The following is a 16,765-nucleotide window of genomic DNA, read 5'->3' on the forward strand; positions in this document are numbered from 1 at the left end:
CCCCCCCCCCCCCCCCCCCCCCCCCCCCCGCGCTGATATGAGGTGAATACATGTATGACATAGTAGCACTGGGCGAGAGTTTGATCGACTTTACGCCCGCCGGCATCAATGAGATGGGAATGCCTCTGTTCAGCCAGAACCCGGGCGGTGCGCCGGCCAACGTACTGGCTATGGCATCCAAGCTGGGCAGAAGCACCGCCTTTGTGGGCAAGGTGGGCCGGGATGCCTTTGGCCGCTTTCTTCAGGAGCACATGGAGAAAGCCGGTATTGACTGCTCCGCCCTGCGACGGGATGACCGGGTGCCCACGACCCTTGCCTTTGTCCAATTGGATGAGTACGGCGACCGCTCCTTCTCCTTCTATCGAGATCCAGGGGCGGATGTGATGCTCCGGCCGGAGGAGGTGGATGACACCCTGTTGGAGGGGTGCCGGATATTCCACTTTGGCTCCGTCTCCCTCACCAAGGAGCCTTGCCGCGGAACCACCCTGTGGGCCGCACGGAGGGCCAGGGAGGCGGGGGCTCTTATCAGCTATGATCCCAACTACCGTCCTTTCCTTTGGCCTAGTGTGGAAGCTGCGCGCCGCGCGCTCTGTGCCGCCCTGGAGCTAACGGATATACTGAAGGTGAGCGAAGAGGAGATGTGTCTGCTTACCGGAGAGAGCACCCTGCCTAGTGGGGCCGAAAAGCTTCAGGCTATGGGACCGTCTGCGGTCTTTATTACCCGGGGCAAGGAGGGGGCGTATTTCCGCACACCGTCAGGGGAGGGGGCTCTGCCCGCCTTTCCCGTAAACGCCGTGGATACCACAGGGGCAGGAGACGCCTTTTGGGGCGCCCTGCTTGCGCAGATCCCCGGCCGGGGCCGGACCGCACTGGAGGCGCTCACCCTGGAGGAGTGGGTATCCGCCACCCGTGTCGCCAATGCTGCGGGCGGCCTGACAACAACCGCCAAGGGCGCCATTCCTGCCATGCCGGATTCAGCCGCCATCCAGGCCTGTGTGCAGGCCATGGGCCGCTGTGCTTTTGACGCCTGATACTTTCAGAATTTTGTTTTTGCCTGTTGAGTACCTATGTCCGGGCGCGGTGCCGCTGCATATGCTGATATGGGCGAGTGCCCAACTATGCTATAAAGGGGTCGTGCCAGTTGTTATGAATGTTTATCGGCCGAACGGCCATTTTGATGAGCAGGTGCAAAGAACGGTGTGTTGTCCGGTCTGCTGCCCTGTACCAGGGCCGGTAGGGCCGCAAGGCCCGACGGGCCCGCAAGGCATTCCGGGTAGTCCGGGCCCTACTGGTGCTGTGGGACCGACGGGGCCGCAGGGCAGAGACGGAGCGCCAGGGAGTACGGGGCCTGTTGGAGCCACCGGGCCGACGGGCCCGGCCGGACCCATGGGGGCTACAGGCCCGGCTGGGACAGCGGGTGAGACCGGCCCTACCGGGCCGCAGGGTCCCTCCGGACCGACGGGGCCGCAGGGCAGAGACGGAGCGCCAGGAAGTACGGGGCCTGTTGGAGCAACCGGGCCGGCTGGTCCTACCGGCCCCACTGGTCCAACTGCCGCTGCGGTGGGCTGCGCCTGTGTTCAACAGATGCGGAATGTGCTCCAGCAGCTCATCCAGCTCTATCCGAATGATAATGCTGTAGTCGCTATGGATAGCGGAAATAACAGCAGTGGTCGCCTCGGTTCGCTGCTCCCTGCCGGGCCGAATGCCGGACTGCTCCAGCTAGTCAACAGCCAGGGGGTGCCTCAGGAGGCTGTCTCCATCTGTCGTATTGCCTCGGTGCGCATTACCAGTGCCTCCTATAACAATGCCATCACCTATCTGCCCGTACCGGTTCCACCCCCCACGGGATGCGATGCCGACTGTGAGGCTGCCATCCGGTCCTATTTGCCGGTGGGCACAACCGGCGTCGCCATCAATGCCGGAGGGCAAACCGTGGCCAATGGAAGTATTATACGCAATGAATTTGGGATGGTGGTTGTGGTAGGGCCCAACAGCAGCGACCCTGCTTTTGTCTCCACCTGCAAAGCGGAAATCATCAATCAGTAGAGCGCGGCTCTGTGCAGCGCTCTGATTTCGGGCGGCGGCTTGTAAAAAACAGGCCGCCGTCCGTCTGCTTCTATTGTATACATGTTTCTGAGCCTGTGGATACACGCATCAGCTTGTTCTCTAAATCAGGTATGAAAAAACCAAGGCTGCAAAACACTATCCCCAAGACATGAATTGGGGAGGAAAGCATATGAAATCAGTGTGGGAAGAGACCGGAGAGCACAGGGATTTTGCCCCCCTAAAGGGGGATATTTCCACCGATGTCCTCATTATCGGGGGCGGTATGGCGGGCATCCTGTGCGCCTATCTGCTGCACGGCGCCGGAGTACCCTATGTTCTGACGGAAGCGGAAACGGTGTGCGGCGGTATCACAAAGAATACAACCGCCAAAATTACCATTCAGCATGGCCTTATCTATGACAAGCTGCTGCGCAGATTCGGCATCGACCGGGCGGGACAGTACCTCTGCGCCCAGAAGGCGGCTCTGCAAAAATACCGGGAGCTGTGTTCTGGTATGGACTGTAATTTTGAGGAAAAAGATGCCTATGTCTATGCGTTGGAAGAGCGAAGAAAGCTGGAACAGGAGCTGTCGGCCATGGAAAAGCTGGGCTTCCACGGGGACTTTGTGGAGCATCTTCCACTTCCCTTTCCTGTGGCTGGCGCTGTCAGGGTGCACAACCAGGCCCAGTTTCATCCCCTGAAGTTCGTCTGCTGCCTTGCAAAGGGCCTGCACATCTATGAGCACACGCCGGTGCGGGAGCTGATTGGCACGACAGCCGTGACGGACAGCGGTAAAGTGGCGGCAAAGGCGGTGATCGTGGCCACACACTTCCCGTTCCTCAACAAACACGGCAGCTATTTTCTAAAGCTGTATCAGCACCGCTCCTACGTCATTGCCCTGGAAAACGCCCCGGATGTGGACGGTATGTATGTGGATGAGGCGCAGGAGGGGATGTCATTCCGAAACGCACGGGATTTGCTGCTGGTGGGCGGCGGCGGGCATCGTACGGGAAAGCGGGGCGGAGCATGGAGGGAGCTGAGGGAGTTTGCCCGGCGGTATTATCCGGGTGCGACAGAGAAGTACCAGTGGGCTACTCAGGACTGCATGAGTTTGGACGGCGTCCCCTATATCGGCCCTTATTCCTCCTCCACATCAAACTTATATGTAGCTACCGGGTTTAACAAATGGGGAATGACATCTTCTATGGTATCCGCCATGCTATTGAGTGACCTTGTGCAGGGGAAGACCAACCCTTTCGCAGAGGTGTTTTCGCCTTCCCGCACAGTCCTCCGCCCTCAACTGGTCGTCAATGGATTTGAGGCGGCCGTCGGCTTGCTGGCCCCCACAACCAAGCGATGTCCCCATATGGGCTGCGCGCTGAAATGGAATTCCCAGGAGCACACCTGGGACTGCCCATGCCATGGCTCCCGCTTTACGAAGGAGGGAAAATGCATCGATAATCCGGCCACAGGCGATCTGACATCATGCTAGAGCAAAAAATTGCCCGGTATTGCAAAGAATATTGTCCTAGTGCGGTAGCAATGGACGGCTGGGTGCCATCCCATTCCCGCAGGCAGAGGGGATACCAATAAAAACTGCGGACGAAAATGCTCCGGTTCTTCAGAGCGAGTAGGAGCATTCAGGTGGGTACGCCCGAAGTCCGAGCAAGGAGTCCCTTCCCTAGAGGGCGAGCACTCGCACGAAGCCCGATTGGCCGTATGCGGCACCCAGTCTATACAAAAAGCAGGCTCCCCGCTGCCGCGGAAAGCCTGCTTTTTGGCATATGCATACGAAAAAGATACAGCATTTCGCTGAAGCGGACTTCTGGCCCGCGGCGCTTTTGCGCCGTGCAAGTGTTTTGGCCGAAGGCCAAAACCTTGGTGCAGGCGGAATTCACTTCCGCCGGGCATGTGAAGTCCTCACGGTATCCATAAAAATAACCACACCGAAAGGTGTGGTTATTTTTATGGTACGCCCGAAGGGACTCGAACCCCCAGCCTTCAGAACCGGAATCTGACGCTCTATCCAATTGCGCTACGGGCGCGTCTGACACGTGATCATCAACGTGCCAGATTATTATAGCAATCTTTGCGCCGTTTGTAAAGAGAAATTTTTACTTTTCTTCGTCAGCGGTCAGGCTCAGCACGAACCGGGCGCCGGGAGTGCCGGAAAAGACCACCCAGCCGCCCTCCGGCAGGACGGCGGAGGTGTCGCCCCAGGCCCAGGAAGCGGCCACGGGCAGGCCGGCAGCGTCATAGACGGCGAAGCCGCCGTGCTCCGGCACCTGGACGGTCATGGTCTTGCCCGCGGCGGCGGAACCCACCTGATACCAGCGGGCATAGCCGTCGGCCTGAATGGTGGACCAAGAGGAGGCACCGCTGAAGAGGGGCTCGGCTGCGGCGGCATCCATATAGAGCCCGCCGCAGGTGGAGAGGTACTCCACACCGTTTCGCTCCGTCATGGTGATATTCTGCCAGTCCCGGCCGTAGAGCCCGGGGATCTGGGCCACGCCCTCGGCGCAGTCGGCGTCCACGATGCGGTCAAAGACCATATAGCCGGGCATGTTCGCCGGGTCGGTGGCCACGGCGGCGACCGGCAGGGCCAGGGGGTACTGGATGTTGCTGTACTTCATGTTCAGGGCCAGGTAGAGCTTGCCGCTGCGGGCGTCCCAGGCGGACTGAGCCTCCGGGGACACCGGGTTGTCGGGGAGCTTCATGTAGATGTAAGACGAGCTGGGCTGCTCCCCCAGGCCGGGGATGGAGGAATAGGCCTTCTGCCAGAGGTAGGTTTGGCCGTTGTCCTCCTCCACGAATTTGAGCATCACCATCTGGTTCTCGTCCCGGAAGGAGCCGTCGCTGTAGTAGTACAGGGGCGCGTTGCCGGTGGAGAGGACGCCGTCGGCGGTCACGGTGAGCATAACCGCCGAGGTGGAGTCGCCGTACAGCCCGGCGTAGTCCATCAGCTCGGCGGGCATCTCCGCCCGCTCGGCGGCGGGAAGGGTGTGGGGTGTCTGATCCACCGCAACCCCCTGCTCGGCCAGGGCGGCGATGAGCATCTGGCTGGCCGCCATCTCGTTGTAGGTGCTGACACCGCCGGAGGAGAGCACCGCCGCGGCCATATCATACTCGGGGATGACCACCAGCCCGGCGTGGTAGAGAATGGTGTCGCCCCCCTTGGTCACGGCCTGAATGCCGCTGTAGGCAAATGGGTACCAGTGGACGCTGTCCCAGCCCAGGCCGTAGGAGACCACATCCTCGGTGTCCTCCGGCCAAATGCCCCGGGCGTACTCGTCGGCCATGGAGGCGGCAATGGCGTCCGCGCTGAGAATCCCGTCCTCACAGAACACCGCTCCGCCGAAGGCGGCCAGATCGGAGGCGGTGGCGTAGATGCCGCCGGTGCCGTGGACGCCCACGGTCTCGGCGGGGAGGGCGCGGGTCTCGTCCGCCCCGTAGTAGGTCTTGGCCAGCAGGCTCTGGTCGAAGTCCTCGCCGGGGAACCAGGTGTCCTCCAGCCCGGCGGGCTCCAGAATGGCCTGGCGCACGTAGTCGTCAAAGTCCATACCGCTGACCGCCTCCACCACCAGCTCGGCCAGGGTGAAGCCGTCGTTGCAGTAGACGCTGAACGCGCCGGGATCGGCCTTGAGGGTCTGGCTGGACAGCTCCTCCAGCAGGGTGTCGGCCGCCAGGGTGTCCGGGTCGTTGAGCAGGAAGCCGTTGGCGATGGTGGAGCCGGGCAGGCCCGACGAGTGGTTGAGGAGCATGCGCACGGTGATATCCGTATAGCGCCCGTCGGCCATGGTGAAGTCCGGCAGGTAGGCGGTCACCGGGGCGTCCAGCTCCACCTTCCCCTCGTCTACCAGCTTGAGGACGGCGGCGGCGGTGTAGGTCTTGCTCACCGAGCCAACGCCGTACAGAATGTCATCGGTGAGGGCGCGGTTCTCCGTGCGGGAATAATTTCCCGCGTGGCCGGTGAGGATGATCTCCCCATCCTGCCACAGGGCGTACTGGATGCTCTGGGCCCCGCCGGCCGTCAGGGCGGCCTGGGCGGCGGCCTGGGCGGTCTCCTCCAGCGCCGGTGCGGCCTCCGCCGCGCCGGCGGGCAGCGTGACCAGGGAGAGGGCCAGGGCCCCGGCGGTGAGCAGGGAACCGATTCGTTTCATGTCCAATTCCTCCTTTTTGCTTGGTTCCAAGAGAACCATACACCTTCCACGAAGTGGAAGGTCAAGCATCTTTTATAGGATAGCACCCTTTTCCACCGGTGTACAGTTAAAATTTCCTTAACCCTCATGCCAGGCCCAGCAGGCGGGCGGCGGAGGCCACCAGGAAGCAGACCGCCATGCCGATGCCGGTGGGGATGGCGATGGAGAGCAGGGTCCACTTGGCGCTTTTCGTCTCCTTGCCGATGGTCAGGCAGGTGGTGGAGCAGGGCCAGTGCATCAGGGAAAAGAGCATGGTGCACACCGCCGTCAGCCAGGTCCAGCCATGGTCCACCAGGAGCTGCCGCAGGGCGTCCAGGCTGTCGAACTCCAGCAGGCTCCCGGTGGAGAGGTAGGCCATGATGATGATGGGAATCACGATCTCGTTGGCCGGGAAGCCCAGCAGGAAGGCCATGAGGATCACCCCGTCCAGGCCCAGCAGGCGGGCGAAGGGGTCGAGGAAGCCGGTGCACCAGTTGAGGATGCTGTCGCCCCCCACCTGCACGTTGGCGCACAGCCAGATCAGCAGGCCTGCCGGGGCGGCCACCGCCGCCGCCCGGCCCAGGACAAAGAGGGTGCGGTCCAGTACCGAGCGCACCACCACCTGCCCGATACGGGGCCGCCGGTAGGGGGGCAGCTCCAGGGTGAAGGAGGAGGGCACGCCGCGGAGAAGGGTGCCTGACAAGAGGCGGGATACCCCGAAGGTGAGGAACACCCCCAGCAGGATCACCCCGGTGAGGAGCAGGGCGGCCAGCAATCCGCGGCCGGGGCCGCCGGATGTGCCCACAAAGAACATGGTGATGATTGCAATGAGGGTCGGGAATGGGCCACCGGGGGAAGGGCAAACACTCAGAGGCGGCAGAGGGTGAAGGCCAGGTCCGCCCCGTCCCAGTCGGCCCGCTGGAGGAGGATGCGGCACGCGGCGCGCTGCTCCTCCCGGGCCAGCTCCTCCAGCCGGGGGGCCAGGCGGGGAAACTGGGCGGAGAGGGCGTCCAGCGCCGCCTGATCGGCCGCCGCGCCGGACAGGTTGGGGCAGGAACAGGCCGCCGCGCCCCGGCGCAGCTTGGCCCGGCAGATGTAGTCGTAAGAACCGCCCTTTCGGGCCTTGGGAAGCAGCTTCTCCCCGCACCGGGCGCAGAACAGCAGGCCGGACAGCAGGGCCCGCCGGTTGTGCACCGCCGGGGCCCGGTCCGGGGTGAGCAGCTCCTGAACGGCCCTCCACGTCGCGCCGGACACCAAGGCGGGGTGCCGCCCCAGGGCGATGATCCACTTGTCCACCGGGTTGCGGGGGGAGCGCCCGCCGGTGTAGTCCCGCTTCTGGTAGGCCAGCAGGCCCCGGCGGCCGTCGCAGTCCGCCCGGGGAAAGCAGAGATCCGCCCCCAGGGCGGCGAAGTAGTCCCAGGCGTCGCGGTCCGCGGCGCAGTACACCGGGTTTTGCAGAATCTCCCGCAGGCCGGGCAGGGAGAAGGGCCGCCCGGTGCGGGCGGTGATGCCCTCCTCCGCCAAGGCGCGGGACAGGCCGCTGAGGCTCTGCCGGGCCAGAAACAGCCGGAAGATGGCCGCGGCGCGGCCCCACTCCGCGGGGTCGGGGACCAGCCGGCAGGCGGTGCGGGCGCGGCCGTCCACGATCACCTCCGCCGTCCGCTCCGCCCGGAAGCCGGTGGGGGTGGTGCCCCCCAGCCACCGCCCCGTCCGGGCCAGCAGGCACATGTTGTCCCGGACCCGCTGGGCGATGGTCTCCCGCTCCAGTTGGGCGAAGACGCTGGCAATGTACATCATGGCCTTGCCCATGGGGGTGGAGGTGTCGAACTTCTCCCGGATGCAGAGGAAGGCCACCCCCCACCCCTCCAGACGCCGGATGAGGTCGGCAAAGTCGCCCACGCTGCGGCTCACCCGGTCCAGCCGGTAGCACACCAGGGCCTCCGGCCGCGCCCGGCGGATGTCCTCCAGCATCCGGCGGAACTGGGGGCGCTGGAAATCCTTTCCTGAGAAACCCTCGTCCTCGTAGACCGCCACCTCCTCCGGCCTTACGCCGGGATAGTGGGCCGCCAGATAGCTCCGGCACAGCTCCACCTGGTTTTCGATGGACTCCCCCCGGCCGGTGAGCACCGACTTGCGGCTGTAGATGGCAAAGCGCATCCGCCACGCCCCCTTTCGCCCTATGTGTACGCGGCGGGAGTGGAAATATCCCCCTTGACAAAGGAGGTTTGTTTGGATAAACTAGTCTCGAGAAAGAGGTTTCTCTCAACAAACCAACCGTGACGAGGTGCATGCAATGGAGGAGTACAAGCTGTTCGACGCGGAGTACCGGCTGATGGAGCTGGTGTGGAACCTGGAGCCGGTGAACTCCACCGCCCTGGCCCGCCGGTGCGAGGCGGAGCTGGGGTGGAAAAAGTCCACGGTGTTCAACCTCATCCGCAAGCTGGCCGGGCGGGGGTTCCTGAAAAACGAGCACGCCACCGTCACCGCCCTGGTGAAGCGGGAGCAGGTGCGCCAGTACGAGAGCGCGGCGGTGGTGGAACGGGGCTTCGGCGGTTCCCTGCCCGCCTTCGTGGCCGCCTTCCTGCGGGAGAAGAAACTCTCTCCGCAGGAGGCCGACGAGCTGCGGCGGATGCTCGACGAAAGCGAGGGGGGCCATGACTGAGCTGTTTCTGACGGTGCTTCAGATGAGCCTGATGGCCGCCGGGGTGGTGCTCATCGCCCTGCCCCTGCGGTGGCTGTTCCGGCGGCTCCGCCTGCCCGCCCTGGCCTGCGAGCTCCTGTGGCTGGTGGCGGCCGTCCGCATGCTCCTCCCCGTGGGACTGGTCACCGGCCCCTTTTCCGTGCTGGGCTGGCTCACCCCGGCGGTACAGGAGCAGACGGAGGCCCTGGCCCGGACGGAGGAGATCGTACTCCTGCCTGCGGCGCCCGACCCCGCGCCCCCGGCGGAGCCCGCTCCCAGCTTCGCCCTCCCGGAGGCGGTTCCCGCCCCGGAGGAGGCGGCCCCGGCCGCGGAGGGGCTCTCGGTGCTGGACGTGCTGGCGTGGCTCTGGCTGGCCGGGGTGCTGGCGGTGTGGGGGTACATGGCCCTCGCCTGGCTGCGGCTGCGGCGGCGGCTGGCCACCGCCGTTTGGCGGGGCTCTGCGCAGATGGGCTGGTGGTGGGAGAGCGACCGCATCCCCACCGCCTTCGTGTTCGGGTTCTTTACCCCCCGTGTGTACGTTCCCGCCGGGGTGGAGGGGGAAACCCTGCGGTGGGTACTGCTCCACGAGCGGGCCCACATCAAGCTGGGGCACCACCGGTATAAGGCCGTGTACTTTCTCCTGGCAGGGCTGCACTGGTTCAATCCCATGCTGTGGCTGTCCTGGGTATTGCTGGGCCGGGATCTGGAGGTGGCGTGCGATGAGAAGGTGCTCGGCAGCGCCTGCGGCAGCCCGCGGGAGTACTCCGCCGCCCTGCTGGCCCTGGCCTCGCCCAACCGGGGGCCCCTGCTGCCCCCCGGCTTCGGGGAGACGGGGGTGAAAGACCGCATACGGCGGGCCCTGAAGTGGAAGCCCGCCGCCCCCTGGATGGCGGCGGTGCTGTTTGTGCTGGCGGTCGCGCTGGGGCTGCTGCTGCTCAATGACCCACCCTTCCCCGATCCCACTGTGAACGGCCAGTATCCCACCCTGCGGATACAGATGGAGCAGGATGGCCCCGGCGGCGCAGGGGGTGAGACGGTGGTCAACATGGGCGTGCCGGAAGCGGCAACCTGGCCGGAGGAGTTGCCGGAGGCAGAGCGCACCGCCTCCACGCCCAGACCGTGGGTGAGCCTCTATCTGAACAATGGGGCATTTCCCAGCCGGTGGACGATGACGGAATACCTGGTGGAGAACGGACAGGCTGTCCGGGCCCGGGAGGTAGGACTTTCCCCCTATGGGGCGGGCAATGGCTGGCTGCTCCGGCTGGAGAGCCGGGAGGATGCCCCGGGCGCGGGCATGGAGACCCGGCTGTACGTCCTCTCCTGCACCTGGCAGGAGGGAATCCGCACCCACGGGCTGGAGTACGCATTCCGCCTCAATCTGCCTTCGGTGCCCCCTGGCCCCCTCACCGAGCCGGTGGTGGTGGCGGGGGATACCCGTGTCGACCTGGACGGGGACGCCTCCGCCACGGCGGCTATGGGCTCTTTTCTGCATATCACCATCCCGGACAACGTGGTCTCCTATGCCCTGGCGGGACAGGGAGCGGACGGCGGCTCCACGGGTCAGGGGGGCGAGAGCCTGTCCAGCGGCGGGGGCGGCTCCATCGGTGTCCGCCTGGAATATTTGGGCGGTCGCGCCCCGGGCGCTTCCTCCGACCAGACCCAGCATTATACCCTGACCTACACCTGGGCCGACGGCACAACCGAGAGCCGCGCTTTCACGCTCTACGCCTATACCCCACGGCCGGAGTGGGATGACGAGGGCCTGCGCATCCGCTACCCCGGCGATACGGAGTGGACGGAGCTGGACACCTTGATCCCCGTGCCCGCCGAGTGGGCCGGACAGGACTTGGCGGGCCGGGACGAGGCGGAGAGCCTGGAGGGTCTTCTGAGCGGCACCGGCGGCATGAGCGACGGCCTCAACGGCTGGTTCGTGTTCGCCATCGGCCACGGCGTAGGGGGCGCGGATACCTACGTCTACCGCACCCGCGACGGGGGGCGCACCTGGCAGGAGACTGGGCGGCCCGACCCGGCCCGGATGATGTGGTACCCCTCCTACACCTATTTCATCGACAGCTACACTGGCTTCCTGGGTCAGAGCTATTTCAACGACGCGCCCATCTTCCGCACCACTGACGGCGGCCTCACCTGGGAGGAGATCACCCTCCCCCTGGCGGGAGAGTGGGAGCTGTCCTCCATGTGCGCCAGCGGCTCGGATGTCCTGATGCTGCTCACCGGCTACAGCTCCAACAGCCTCTCCAATGCGGTGCTATACAGCGGGGACCGGGGGGAGACCTGGGAGCGATTGGCTCTGCCAGCGGACGCCAGCGGCTGGCAGACCGACGCCGTCCGCCTGCTTGGGGAGCTGCCGGAAAACGGGATCGCCCTCTATGGCCTCAACCCGAAGGCCACCGGCCTGGACGGTCTGCTGGTGGCGTGGGACGGCGTGCTGGCCTGCTTCCCCAGCCTGAGCTATGACACCGGGCCCCAGGCCGTACCCGCCCAGCTTGCCCTGGGGGACTACGACGGGGACGGGGCCGACGAGCTGGCGGCTATGCTCTGTACGGGCACTGGCACCGGGGTGAATGTCTGGTCTCTGTACGTTTTTGAACAGGACGGCCGGGCCCTTACTCTGGGCGGGATGCTGGATGCCGACGATGTGGCCGCGGCGGAGCTGGGCCTGCCTGCTGGCCGGTATGTGGGCAGTCAGGTATATTTCGGAACAGAGGGAGACGGGCTCCGGATCTTCCTGGGCGTGACCGATGACAGGGGCCTCAATGATATCGGAGAGCTCACAGGGGCGGTACGCTACGATGGCCAGACGCTCTCCCTGAACCCGGCAGAGCTGACGTACCAGGAGATTGCCTAGCTTCACCGGCTCCCCCAGACGCAGAGACACCGGGACGCCATGCGTCCCGGTGTCTCTTACTCCCCCTTGTACTGCTTCAGCGCCTGGGCCAACTGGTCCGGGCAGGAAGTGGGCTTCCCGCCGCAGCGAATGCCGTCCAGGCGGCGGATGGCCTCGGACACCTCCATCCCTTCCACTAGGCGGGAGATGCCCTGCAGGTTACCGTCGCACCCGCCCTGGATGCGGATGGAGTGGATCACGCCCTCCTCCACCTCCAGCGTCATACGGCGGGAACAGACGCCCCGGGGCTGATAATCAATGATCATAACGGTCTCTCCTTTTTGTTGCTCGGCCCATCATAGCATACTTTGGATAGGATTGCAATTCCCATCCTCCCTGTGCTATAATGTGACCTAGTAGGCTTCTATGGAATCCCGGTGGGAGGTGAGGCGATTGGCCCCGAGCACCAAGCTGGCCTTGGCGAACGCATTGAAGAAGCTGCTGCAAAAGAAATTTTTGGATGATATCACCGTCAAAGAGCTGGTAGAGGAGTGCGAGGTCAACCGCCAGACCTTCTACTACCACTTTCAGGACATCTACGACCTGCTGCGCTGGTTTCTGGAGCATGAGACTTCAGAGGCGCTGCGGGGGGCGGATTGCTGGCAGGACGCCCTGCGGGCCGCCTTCCGCTATGTGCAGGACAACCATCTGGCCATCTATCATGTATACCGCTCCAGCGGACGGGACCACCTGGACTGCCACTTTTTCAGCCTGGCCCGTGCCATCACCGCCTCCACTTTGGCGGAGAGTGCACGGGACCTGCCCCTGCCGGAGCGGGAGCTGGATTTCCTCGCTGATTTCTACATGTACGCCATTGCCGGCATGATGATGGGCTGGCTCTCCGACGATATGAGGGAGGAGCCGGAGGAGATCGTGGGCCGGCTTGACCGCCTGCTGGAGGGCGAATTCCGCCGGGCGGCGGAGAAGTTTTCGGCCGGGGAGCCGGTGTCTTGAGTCTTGAGAGCGCGACGGGGGACCGCACGGGCGGTCTCCCTTTTTCGCGCCCCGGTGATTCCACATCCAGGGAGGGGTAATGTTCATGGATTATCATTTTCTCTTTGAAATCGCGGTCATTCTCTTGAGCACCAAGGTGCTGGGCATCCTCACCAAGCGGTTTGCCCTGCCTCAGGTAGTGGGTGCGCTGCTGGCGGGCCTGCTGTTGGGGCCGGCCATGCTGGGAGTGCTGCAAGAGACAACTCTGATGGACCAACTGGCCGAGCTGGGCGTCATCGTACTCATGTTCAACGCCGGACTGGAGACCGATCTGGGCGAGCTCAAGCGGTCGGGAAAGGCGGCCTTTGTCATCGCCTTCATCGGCGTGCTGGTCCCTCTGGCGGGAGGCTTTGCCTTGGCTGCCGCCTTTAACCGGGGACCGGATGCCTTTCTCCAGAATGTGTTTATCGGTGTGGTGCTCACCGCCACCTCGGTGAGTATCACGGTGGAAACCCTGAAGGAGATCGGACGGCTCTCCACCCGCTCGGGCAGTGCCATTCTGGGCGCGGCCATCATCGACGATGTGTTGGGCATCATCGGCCTGACCGTCATCACCAGCCTGGGCGGTGGTGGCGCCAACGTGTGGGTGGTGCTGGGGAAGATCGCCGCCTTCTTCGCCGTCAGCGTGGTGGTATGGATGGTCATGCACCGGTTCGTGGACTGGTGGTTCCGCCGGTACAGCCGGGACAAGCGCCGCTTTGTGGTACTCTCCTTCGCCTTCTGCCTGCTCTACTCCTTCTTTGCCGAGGCGGTCTTCGGCGTGGCTGATATCACCGGCGCCTATATCGCGGGCCTGATCTTCGCCAACACCTGCCGGGTGGCCTACCTCCAGGACCGCTTCGATACCCTGTCCTATTCCCTGCTGTCCCCCATCTTCTTCGCCAGCATCGGCCTGAAGGTGGTCCTGCCTGAGATGAGCACCACCATCCTGCTTTTCGCCGTGCTGCTGGTGCTCTGGGCCGTGGTGTCCAAGGTGGTGGGGTGCGGACTGGGCGCCAAGCTGTGCCGCTACTCCAACCAGGACGCCCTGCGCATCGGCGTGGGCATGATTTCCCGCGGCGAGGTGGCCCTGATCGTGGCCAACAACGGCATTGCCGCCGGACTGATGAAGGAGGAGTTCTTCGGCCCGGTGGTGCTGATGGTCATCGCCACCACCATCCTCACCCCAGTCCTGCTCAAGCTGGTCTACCGCGGCAAAGAGCACGACTACAGCGATCTGCAGGAGAGCGAGCTGGTCAACGCCTACGAGGACGCCGCCGCCTTCGACCTGGCCTCCCAGGCTCTGCTGGAGGATCACGAGAACCTGAAGCAATCCGCCAGGAAAAAATAACCGTTTAACGGCGCGGGCGCTGCCCCCGCCGCTCTTTTTTTCCACCCAGGAGCATAGCCTTGTGGAACAGGAGGCGAGGCATATGCGCAGCAATCACCCGAGACACGTTGAAATCCACCTGGCCGTCCCGGCCGAGGCCCCCCCCCCCGGCCGGGGCGGCCGACGCCGCCGCCCGGCGGGAGGCCCTGGAGGCCCTGCTGGCCGGGCGGGGCGATTTGCCCTTTCTCCGGTGGCGGGAATCGCCCGTTGCAGGGCACGAAGTTGTTGGTCAGAATGGCGATGAGCCGCTCCCGGGGGGAGTCGATGATCCGGCAGCCCACCACCCCGGCGGCATTGCAGCCAAAGCCCATGCACATGGTCAGGGCCTGCTTGCCGCAGGCCTTGGCCCGCTGAAAGGCGTGATCCAGGACAAAGGCCACCCGGGGGAGGTAGCCGAAGTCCTCCAGCAGGGTGAACAGGGGAAAGAAGATGGCCATGGGGGGCAGCATGACGCTCACCACCCAGGCCAGCACCCGGTAGACACCCAGAACCAGGGCGCCGTGGAGCCACGCCGGGGCGTTTAAGTAGGCAAACAGGTCGCTCAGCCGGTCCTGCACCCAGAACAGGCCGTCGGACAGGAGCTGGGAGGGGTAGTTGGCCCCGGTGATGGTGAGCCACAGCACCCCGGCCAGAAGGAGCAGCATCAGGGGGATGCCGGTGGCGCGGGAGGTAAGCAGCCGGTCCAGCCGCTGCTCCCGCCGCCCGGCGGCGGACCGGAGCTGGGTGACGGAGGCCGCGCCGATGGCCTCGGCGGTCTCCACCAGAGCGGACACCACCCGCTCGCACCAGGCGCCGCCACCCAGGCCCTGCCGCTCCAGATCGGCGCGGGCCCCCTCGACCGCCCCCCACAGGGCGGCGTCCGCACGGGGGTCCCACTCCAGAGCGGCGGAAAGCCGGTCCAGAAAGGCCCCGTCCCCCTCCAGCAGGCGCAGGGCCGTCCAGCGGGCGGGGAGGCGGCCCCTCAGGCGGGGCTCCAGCAGGGGCCGAAGGGAGGCCACGGCAAACTCCACCGGGGGCGGGTAGCGCACCGGAACAGGGGTGGGCGGCTCCGGGGCGGAGATCACCCCCTCTACCGCCGCCATTAGCGCCTCCAGCCCTTCCCCCCGGCCGGCGGCGGCGCCCACCACGGGCACCCCCAGACGGCGGGACAGCGCCTCCAGCTCCACCCGGACGCCCTTGCGCTCCGCCTCGTCCAGGAGGTTGACGCACACCACGGTGCGGGGCTGGAGCTCCAGGGTCTGGAGCACCAGATTCAGGTTGCGCTCCAGGCAGGTGGCGTCGCACACCACCACCGCCCCGTCCGCGCCGCCGAAGCACAGGAAGTCCCTGGCCACCTCCTCCTCGGCGGAGTGGGCCATGAGGGAGTAGGTGCCGGGGAGGTCCACCAGCACATAGCCCCGGCCGCCCCGCTCACAGCGGCCCTGGGCGCTGGTCACTGTCTTGCCCGGCCAGTTGCCGGTGTGCTGGCGCAGGCCGGTAAGGGCGTTGAACACGGTGGACTTGCCCACGTTGGGATTGCCCGCCAGGGCCACGATGCGGTCGTCGGGCCGCTCACGCCGGAGCACCAGGGCGGTGTCCGCCGCCCCGGCGCCGGTGGAGGTGCTGGTCAGTCCCATAGGGCGTCCCCCAGGTACACGCCCCCGGCGTCACGGCCCCGCAGGGCGATGACGGCGCCGCGGATCAGGTAGGCCGCCGGATCGCCGGCGGGACTCACCGCCGTACAGGTCACCCGGGTGCCGGGGATCAGGCCGATGTCCAGCAGGCGGCGGCGCATGGCGGGCTCGGCCTCAATATGGCTGACGCGGGCGCTCTGGCCCACGCGGAGGCTGTTCAAAGAAGATGGATTCATATCGCCGGTCTCCTTACATACATTAGCTTGAGGAAACTTTGTTTCCGTGCTCTATCCTATTGCCGCGGCCCCGAAAGGGTGCCGGAGGACGGGAGGCGTGTGTGCATGTCCCAGGAGGGAAAACCGGATTTTTACACCCAGAAGGGCTATCAGATGCGCAGTCAACACGCCCTTACGGGGGCGATGGAGGATTATTTGGAGATGATCTGCCGCCAGGCGGAGGCGGACGGCTGTGCGCGCATCGGCCTGCTGGCGGAGGGGCTCAACGTGCGTCCCTCCTCGGCCTCCAAGATGGTGTATCAGCTCCGCACGCTGGGGCTGGTGGCCTTTGAAAAGTACGGCCTGATCCAGCCCACGGAGAAGGGATGGTCGGTGGGGCGCTGGCTGCTCCACCGGCACGAGGTGCTCCACCGCTTTTTCTGTATGCTCAACGGCTCCACGGACGAGCTGGAGCTGGTGGAGCAGGTGGAGCACTATTTAAACGAGGGCACCGTGCGCAATTTGGAGGGCCTGCTGGAGCGGCTGGAGCATGGGGAGGGGTAGCGGCTCCATCCGGCCCCACCTGGCCGTCCTTCTGCTGCTGACCGGGGTGCTGGCGGGGCTGCTCCTCCGTACTCCGGTCCCATCCGTCCCCACGCCGCTGCCCCAGGGCGAGGTGGGGGAGCGCATCGCCGCCGCCCTTCCGGCGGAGCTGTCCCCCCTGCGCCGGGCCTTTGTGGAGAGCGGGGCCGCCCTGGTGGGGCGG

General features: G+C 65.3%; 13 protein-coding genes, 1 tRNA gene and 2 pseudogenes. 9 read left to right on the forward strand and 7 right to left on the reverse strand.

What is annotated here, in order from left to right; translation table 11 throughout:
* Positions 1-50: 50 nt before the first annotated feature.
* The 3 genes from ACESY8_RS15210 to ACESY8_RS15220 all read left to right on the forward strand — a co-directional run bounded on the left by ACESY8_RS15210 (position 51) and on the right by ACESY8_RS15220 (position 3,538).
* A complete protein-coding gene (locus tag ACESY8_RS15210) occupies positions 51-1,031 on the forward strand; it encodes a carbohydrate kinase family protein (protein WP_054339025.1) in 981 nt (326 codons plus the stop codon).
* A 553-nt stretch (positions 1,032-1,584) separates the two neighbouring features.
* Positions 1,585-2,046 carry a hypothetical protein gene (locus tag ACESY8_RS15215; protein WP_009260257.1) on the forward strand — a complete coding sequence of 154 codons (462 nt, stop codon included), beginning with the start codon at positions 1,585-1,587 and terminating at the stop codon, positions 2,044-2,046.
* Positions 2,047-2,236: 190 nt separating this feature from the next.
* Complete coding sequence (locus tag ACESY8_RS15220) at positions 2,237-3,538, forward strand: FAD-dependent oxidoreductase (protein ID WP_054339024.1); 1,302 nt, start codon at positions 2,237-2,239, stop codon at positions 3,536-3,538.
* Between the two features lie 476 nt (positions 3,539-4,014).
* Here the strand turns inward: ACESY8_RS15220 and ACESY8_RS15225 are convergent.
* The 4 genes and pseudogenes from ACESY8_RS15225 to ACESY8_RS15240 form a co-directional block, all read right to left on the reverse strand.
* A tRNA-Arg gene (locus tag ACESY8_RS15225) sits at positions 4,015-4,091 on the reverse strand.
* Between the two features lie 69 nt (positions 4,092-4,160).
* Positions 4,161-6,206 carry a serine hydrolase domain-containing protein gene (locus tag ACESY8_RS15230; protein ID WP_498794831.1) on the reverse strand — a complete coding sequence of 682 codons (2,046 nt, stop codon included), beginning with the start codon at positions 6,204-6,206 and terminating at the stop codon, positions 4,161-4,163.
* A 124-nt stretch (positions 6,207-6,330) separates the two neighbouring features.
* A pseudogene (locus tag ACESY8_RS15235) lies at positions 6,331-7,071 on the reverse strand (nucleoside recognition domain-containing protein); the annotation flags it as partial.
* Positions 7,072-7,091: 20 nt separating this feature from the next.
* On the reverse strand, positions 7,092-8,381 hold the full coding sequence (locus tag ACESY8_RS15240; RefSeq protein ID WP_007492531.1) for a recombinase family protein: 1,290 nt from the start codon (positions 8,379-8,381) through the stop codon (positions 7,092-7,094).
* 136 nt (positions 8,382-8,517) lie between these two features.
* Between ACESY8_RS15240 and ACESY8_RS15245 the strand changes: the two genes are divergently transcribed.
* Positions 8,518-8,886, forward strand: a complete 369-nt coding sequence (locus ACESY8_RS15245; RefSeq protein WP_009260261.1) for a BlaI/MecI/CopY family transcriptional regulator — start codon at positions 8,518-8,520, stop codon at positions 8,884-8,886.
* Positions 8,879-11,770: a M56 family metallopeptidase gene (locus ACESY8_RS15250; protein ID WP_204681809.1), complete on the forward strand. Its 2,892-nt coding sequence runs from the start codon at positions 8,879-8,881 to the stop codon at positions 11,768-11,770. Before ACESY8_RS15245 ends, ACESY8_RS15250 begins: the two co-directional genes overlap by 8 nt.
* 56 nt (positions 11,771-11,826) lie before the next feature.
* Here the strand turns inward: ACESY8_RS15250 and ACESY8_RS15255 are convergent, their stop codons facing one another.
* Complete coding sequence (locus ACESY8_RS15255; RefSeq protein WP_054339022.1) at positions 11,827-12,075, reverse strand: TIGR03905 family TSCPD domain-containing protein; 249 nt, start codon at positions 12,073-12,075, stop codon at positions 11,827-11,829.
* A gap of 118 nt (positions 12,076-12,193) precedes the next feature.
* Here ACESY8_RS15255 and ACESY8_RS15260 point away from each other — a divergent pair, with 118 nt between their 5' ends.
* Together ACESY8_RS15260 and ACESY8_RS15265 are read left to right on the forward strand one after the other, a co-directional pair.
* Positions 12,194-12,763 (forward strand): TetR-like C-terminal domain-containing protein, encoded by a 570-nt coding sequence (locus ACESY8_RS15260; protein ID WP_225123305.1) that lies wholly within the window; start codon positions 12,194-12,196, stop codon positions 12,761-12,763.
* An 85-nt stretch (positions 12,764-12,848) separates the two neighbouring features.
* The gene (locus ACESY8_RS15265; RefSeq protein WP_054339030.1) at positions 12,849-14,132 is read left to right on the forward strand and encodes a cation:proton antiporter; all 1,284 of its coding nucleotides are present in this window, start codon (positions 12,849-12,851) and stop codon (positions 14,130-14,132) included.
* Here the strand turns inward: ACESY8_RS15265 and ACESY8_RS15270 are convergent.
* Both ACESY8_RS15270 and ACESY8_RS15275 read right to left on the reverse strand, forming a co-directional pair.
* On the reverse strand, positions 14,096-15,787 hold the full coding sequence (locus tag ACESY8_RS15270) for a FeoB small GTPase domain-containing protein (protein WP_498794832.1): 1,692 nt from the start codon (positions 15,785-15,787) through the stop codon (positions 14,096-14,098). The two genes, ACESY8_RS15265 and ACESY8_RS15270, sit on opposite strands and share 37 nt — an antisense overlap.
* Positions 15,778-16,020, reverse strand: a complete 243-nt coding sequence (locus ACESY8_RS15275; RefSeq protein ID WP_007492544.1) for a FeoA family protein — start codon at positions 16,018-16,020, stop codon at positions 15,778-15,780. Before ACESY8_RS15275 ends, ACESY8_RS15270 begins: the two co-directional genes overlap by 10 nt.
* A 105-nt stretch (positions 16,021-16,125) precedes the next feature.
* Between ACESY8_RS15275 and ACESY8_RS15280 the strand changes: the two genes are divergently transcribed.
* Together ACESY8_RS15280 and ACESY8_RS15285 are read left to right on the forward strand one after the other, a co-directional pair.
* Positions 16,126-16,563, forward strand: a complete 438-nt coding sequence (locus ACESY8_RS15280; RefSeq protein WP_054339020.1) for a metal-dependent transcriptional regulator — start codon at positions 16,126-16,128, stop codon at positions 16,561-16,563.
* Positions 16,550-16,765 (forward strand): annotated as a pseudogene (locus ACESY8_RS15285) (peptidoglycan endopeptidase); the annotation flags it as partial. The gene ACESY8_RS15280 and the pseudogene ACESY8_RS15285, both read left to right, overlap by 14 nt.

Origin of the sequence: Clostridium sp. ATCC BAA-442 (genome assembly GCF_964239415.1) — a bacterium.
In the GTDB taxonomy this organism is placed as follows: Bacteria; Bacillota; Clostridia; order Oscillospirales; family Oscillospiraceae; genus Flavonifractor; species Flavonifractor plautii.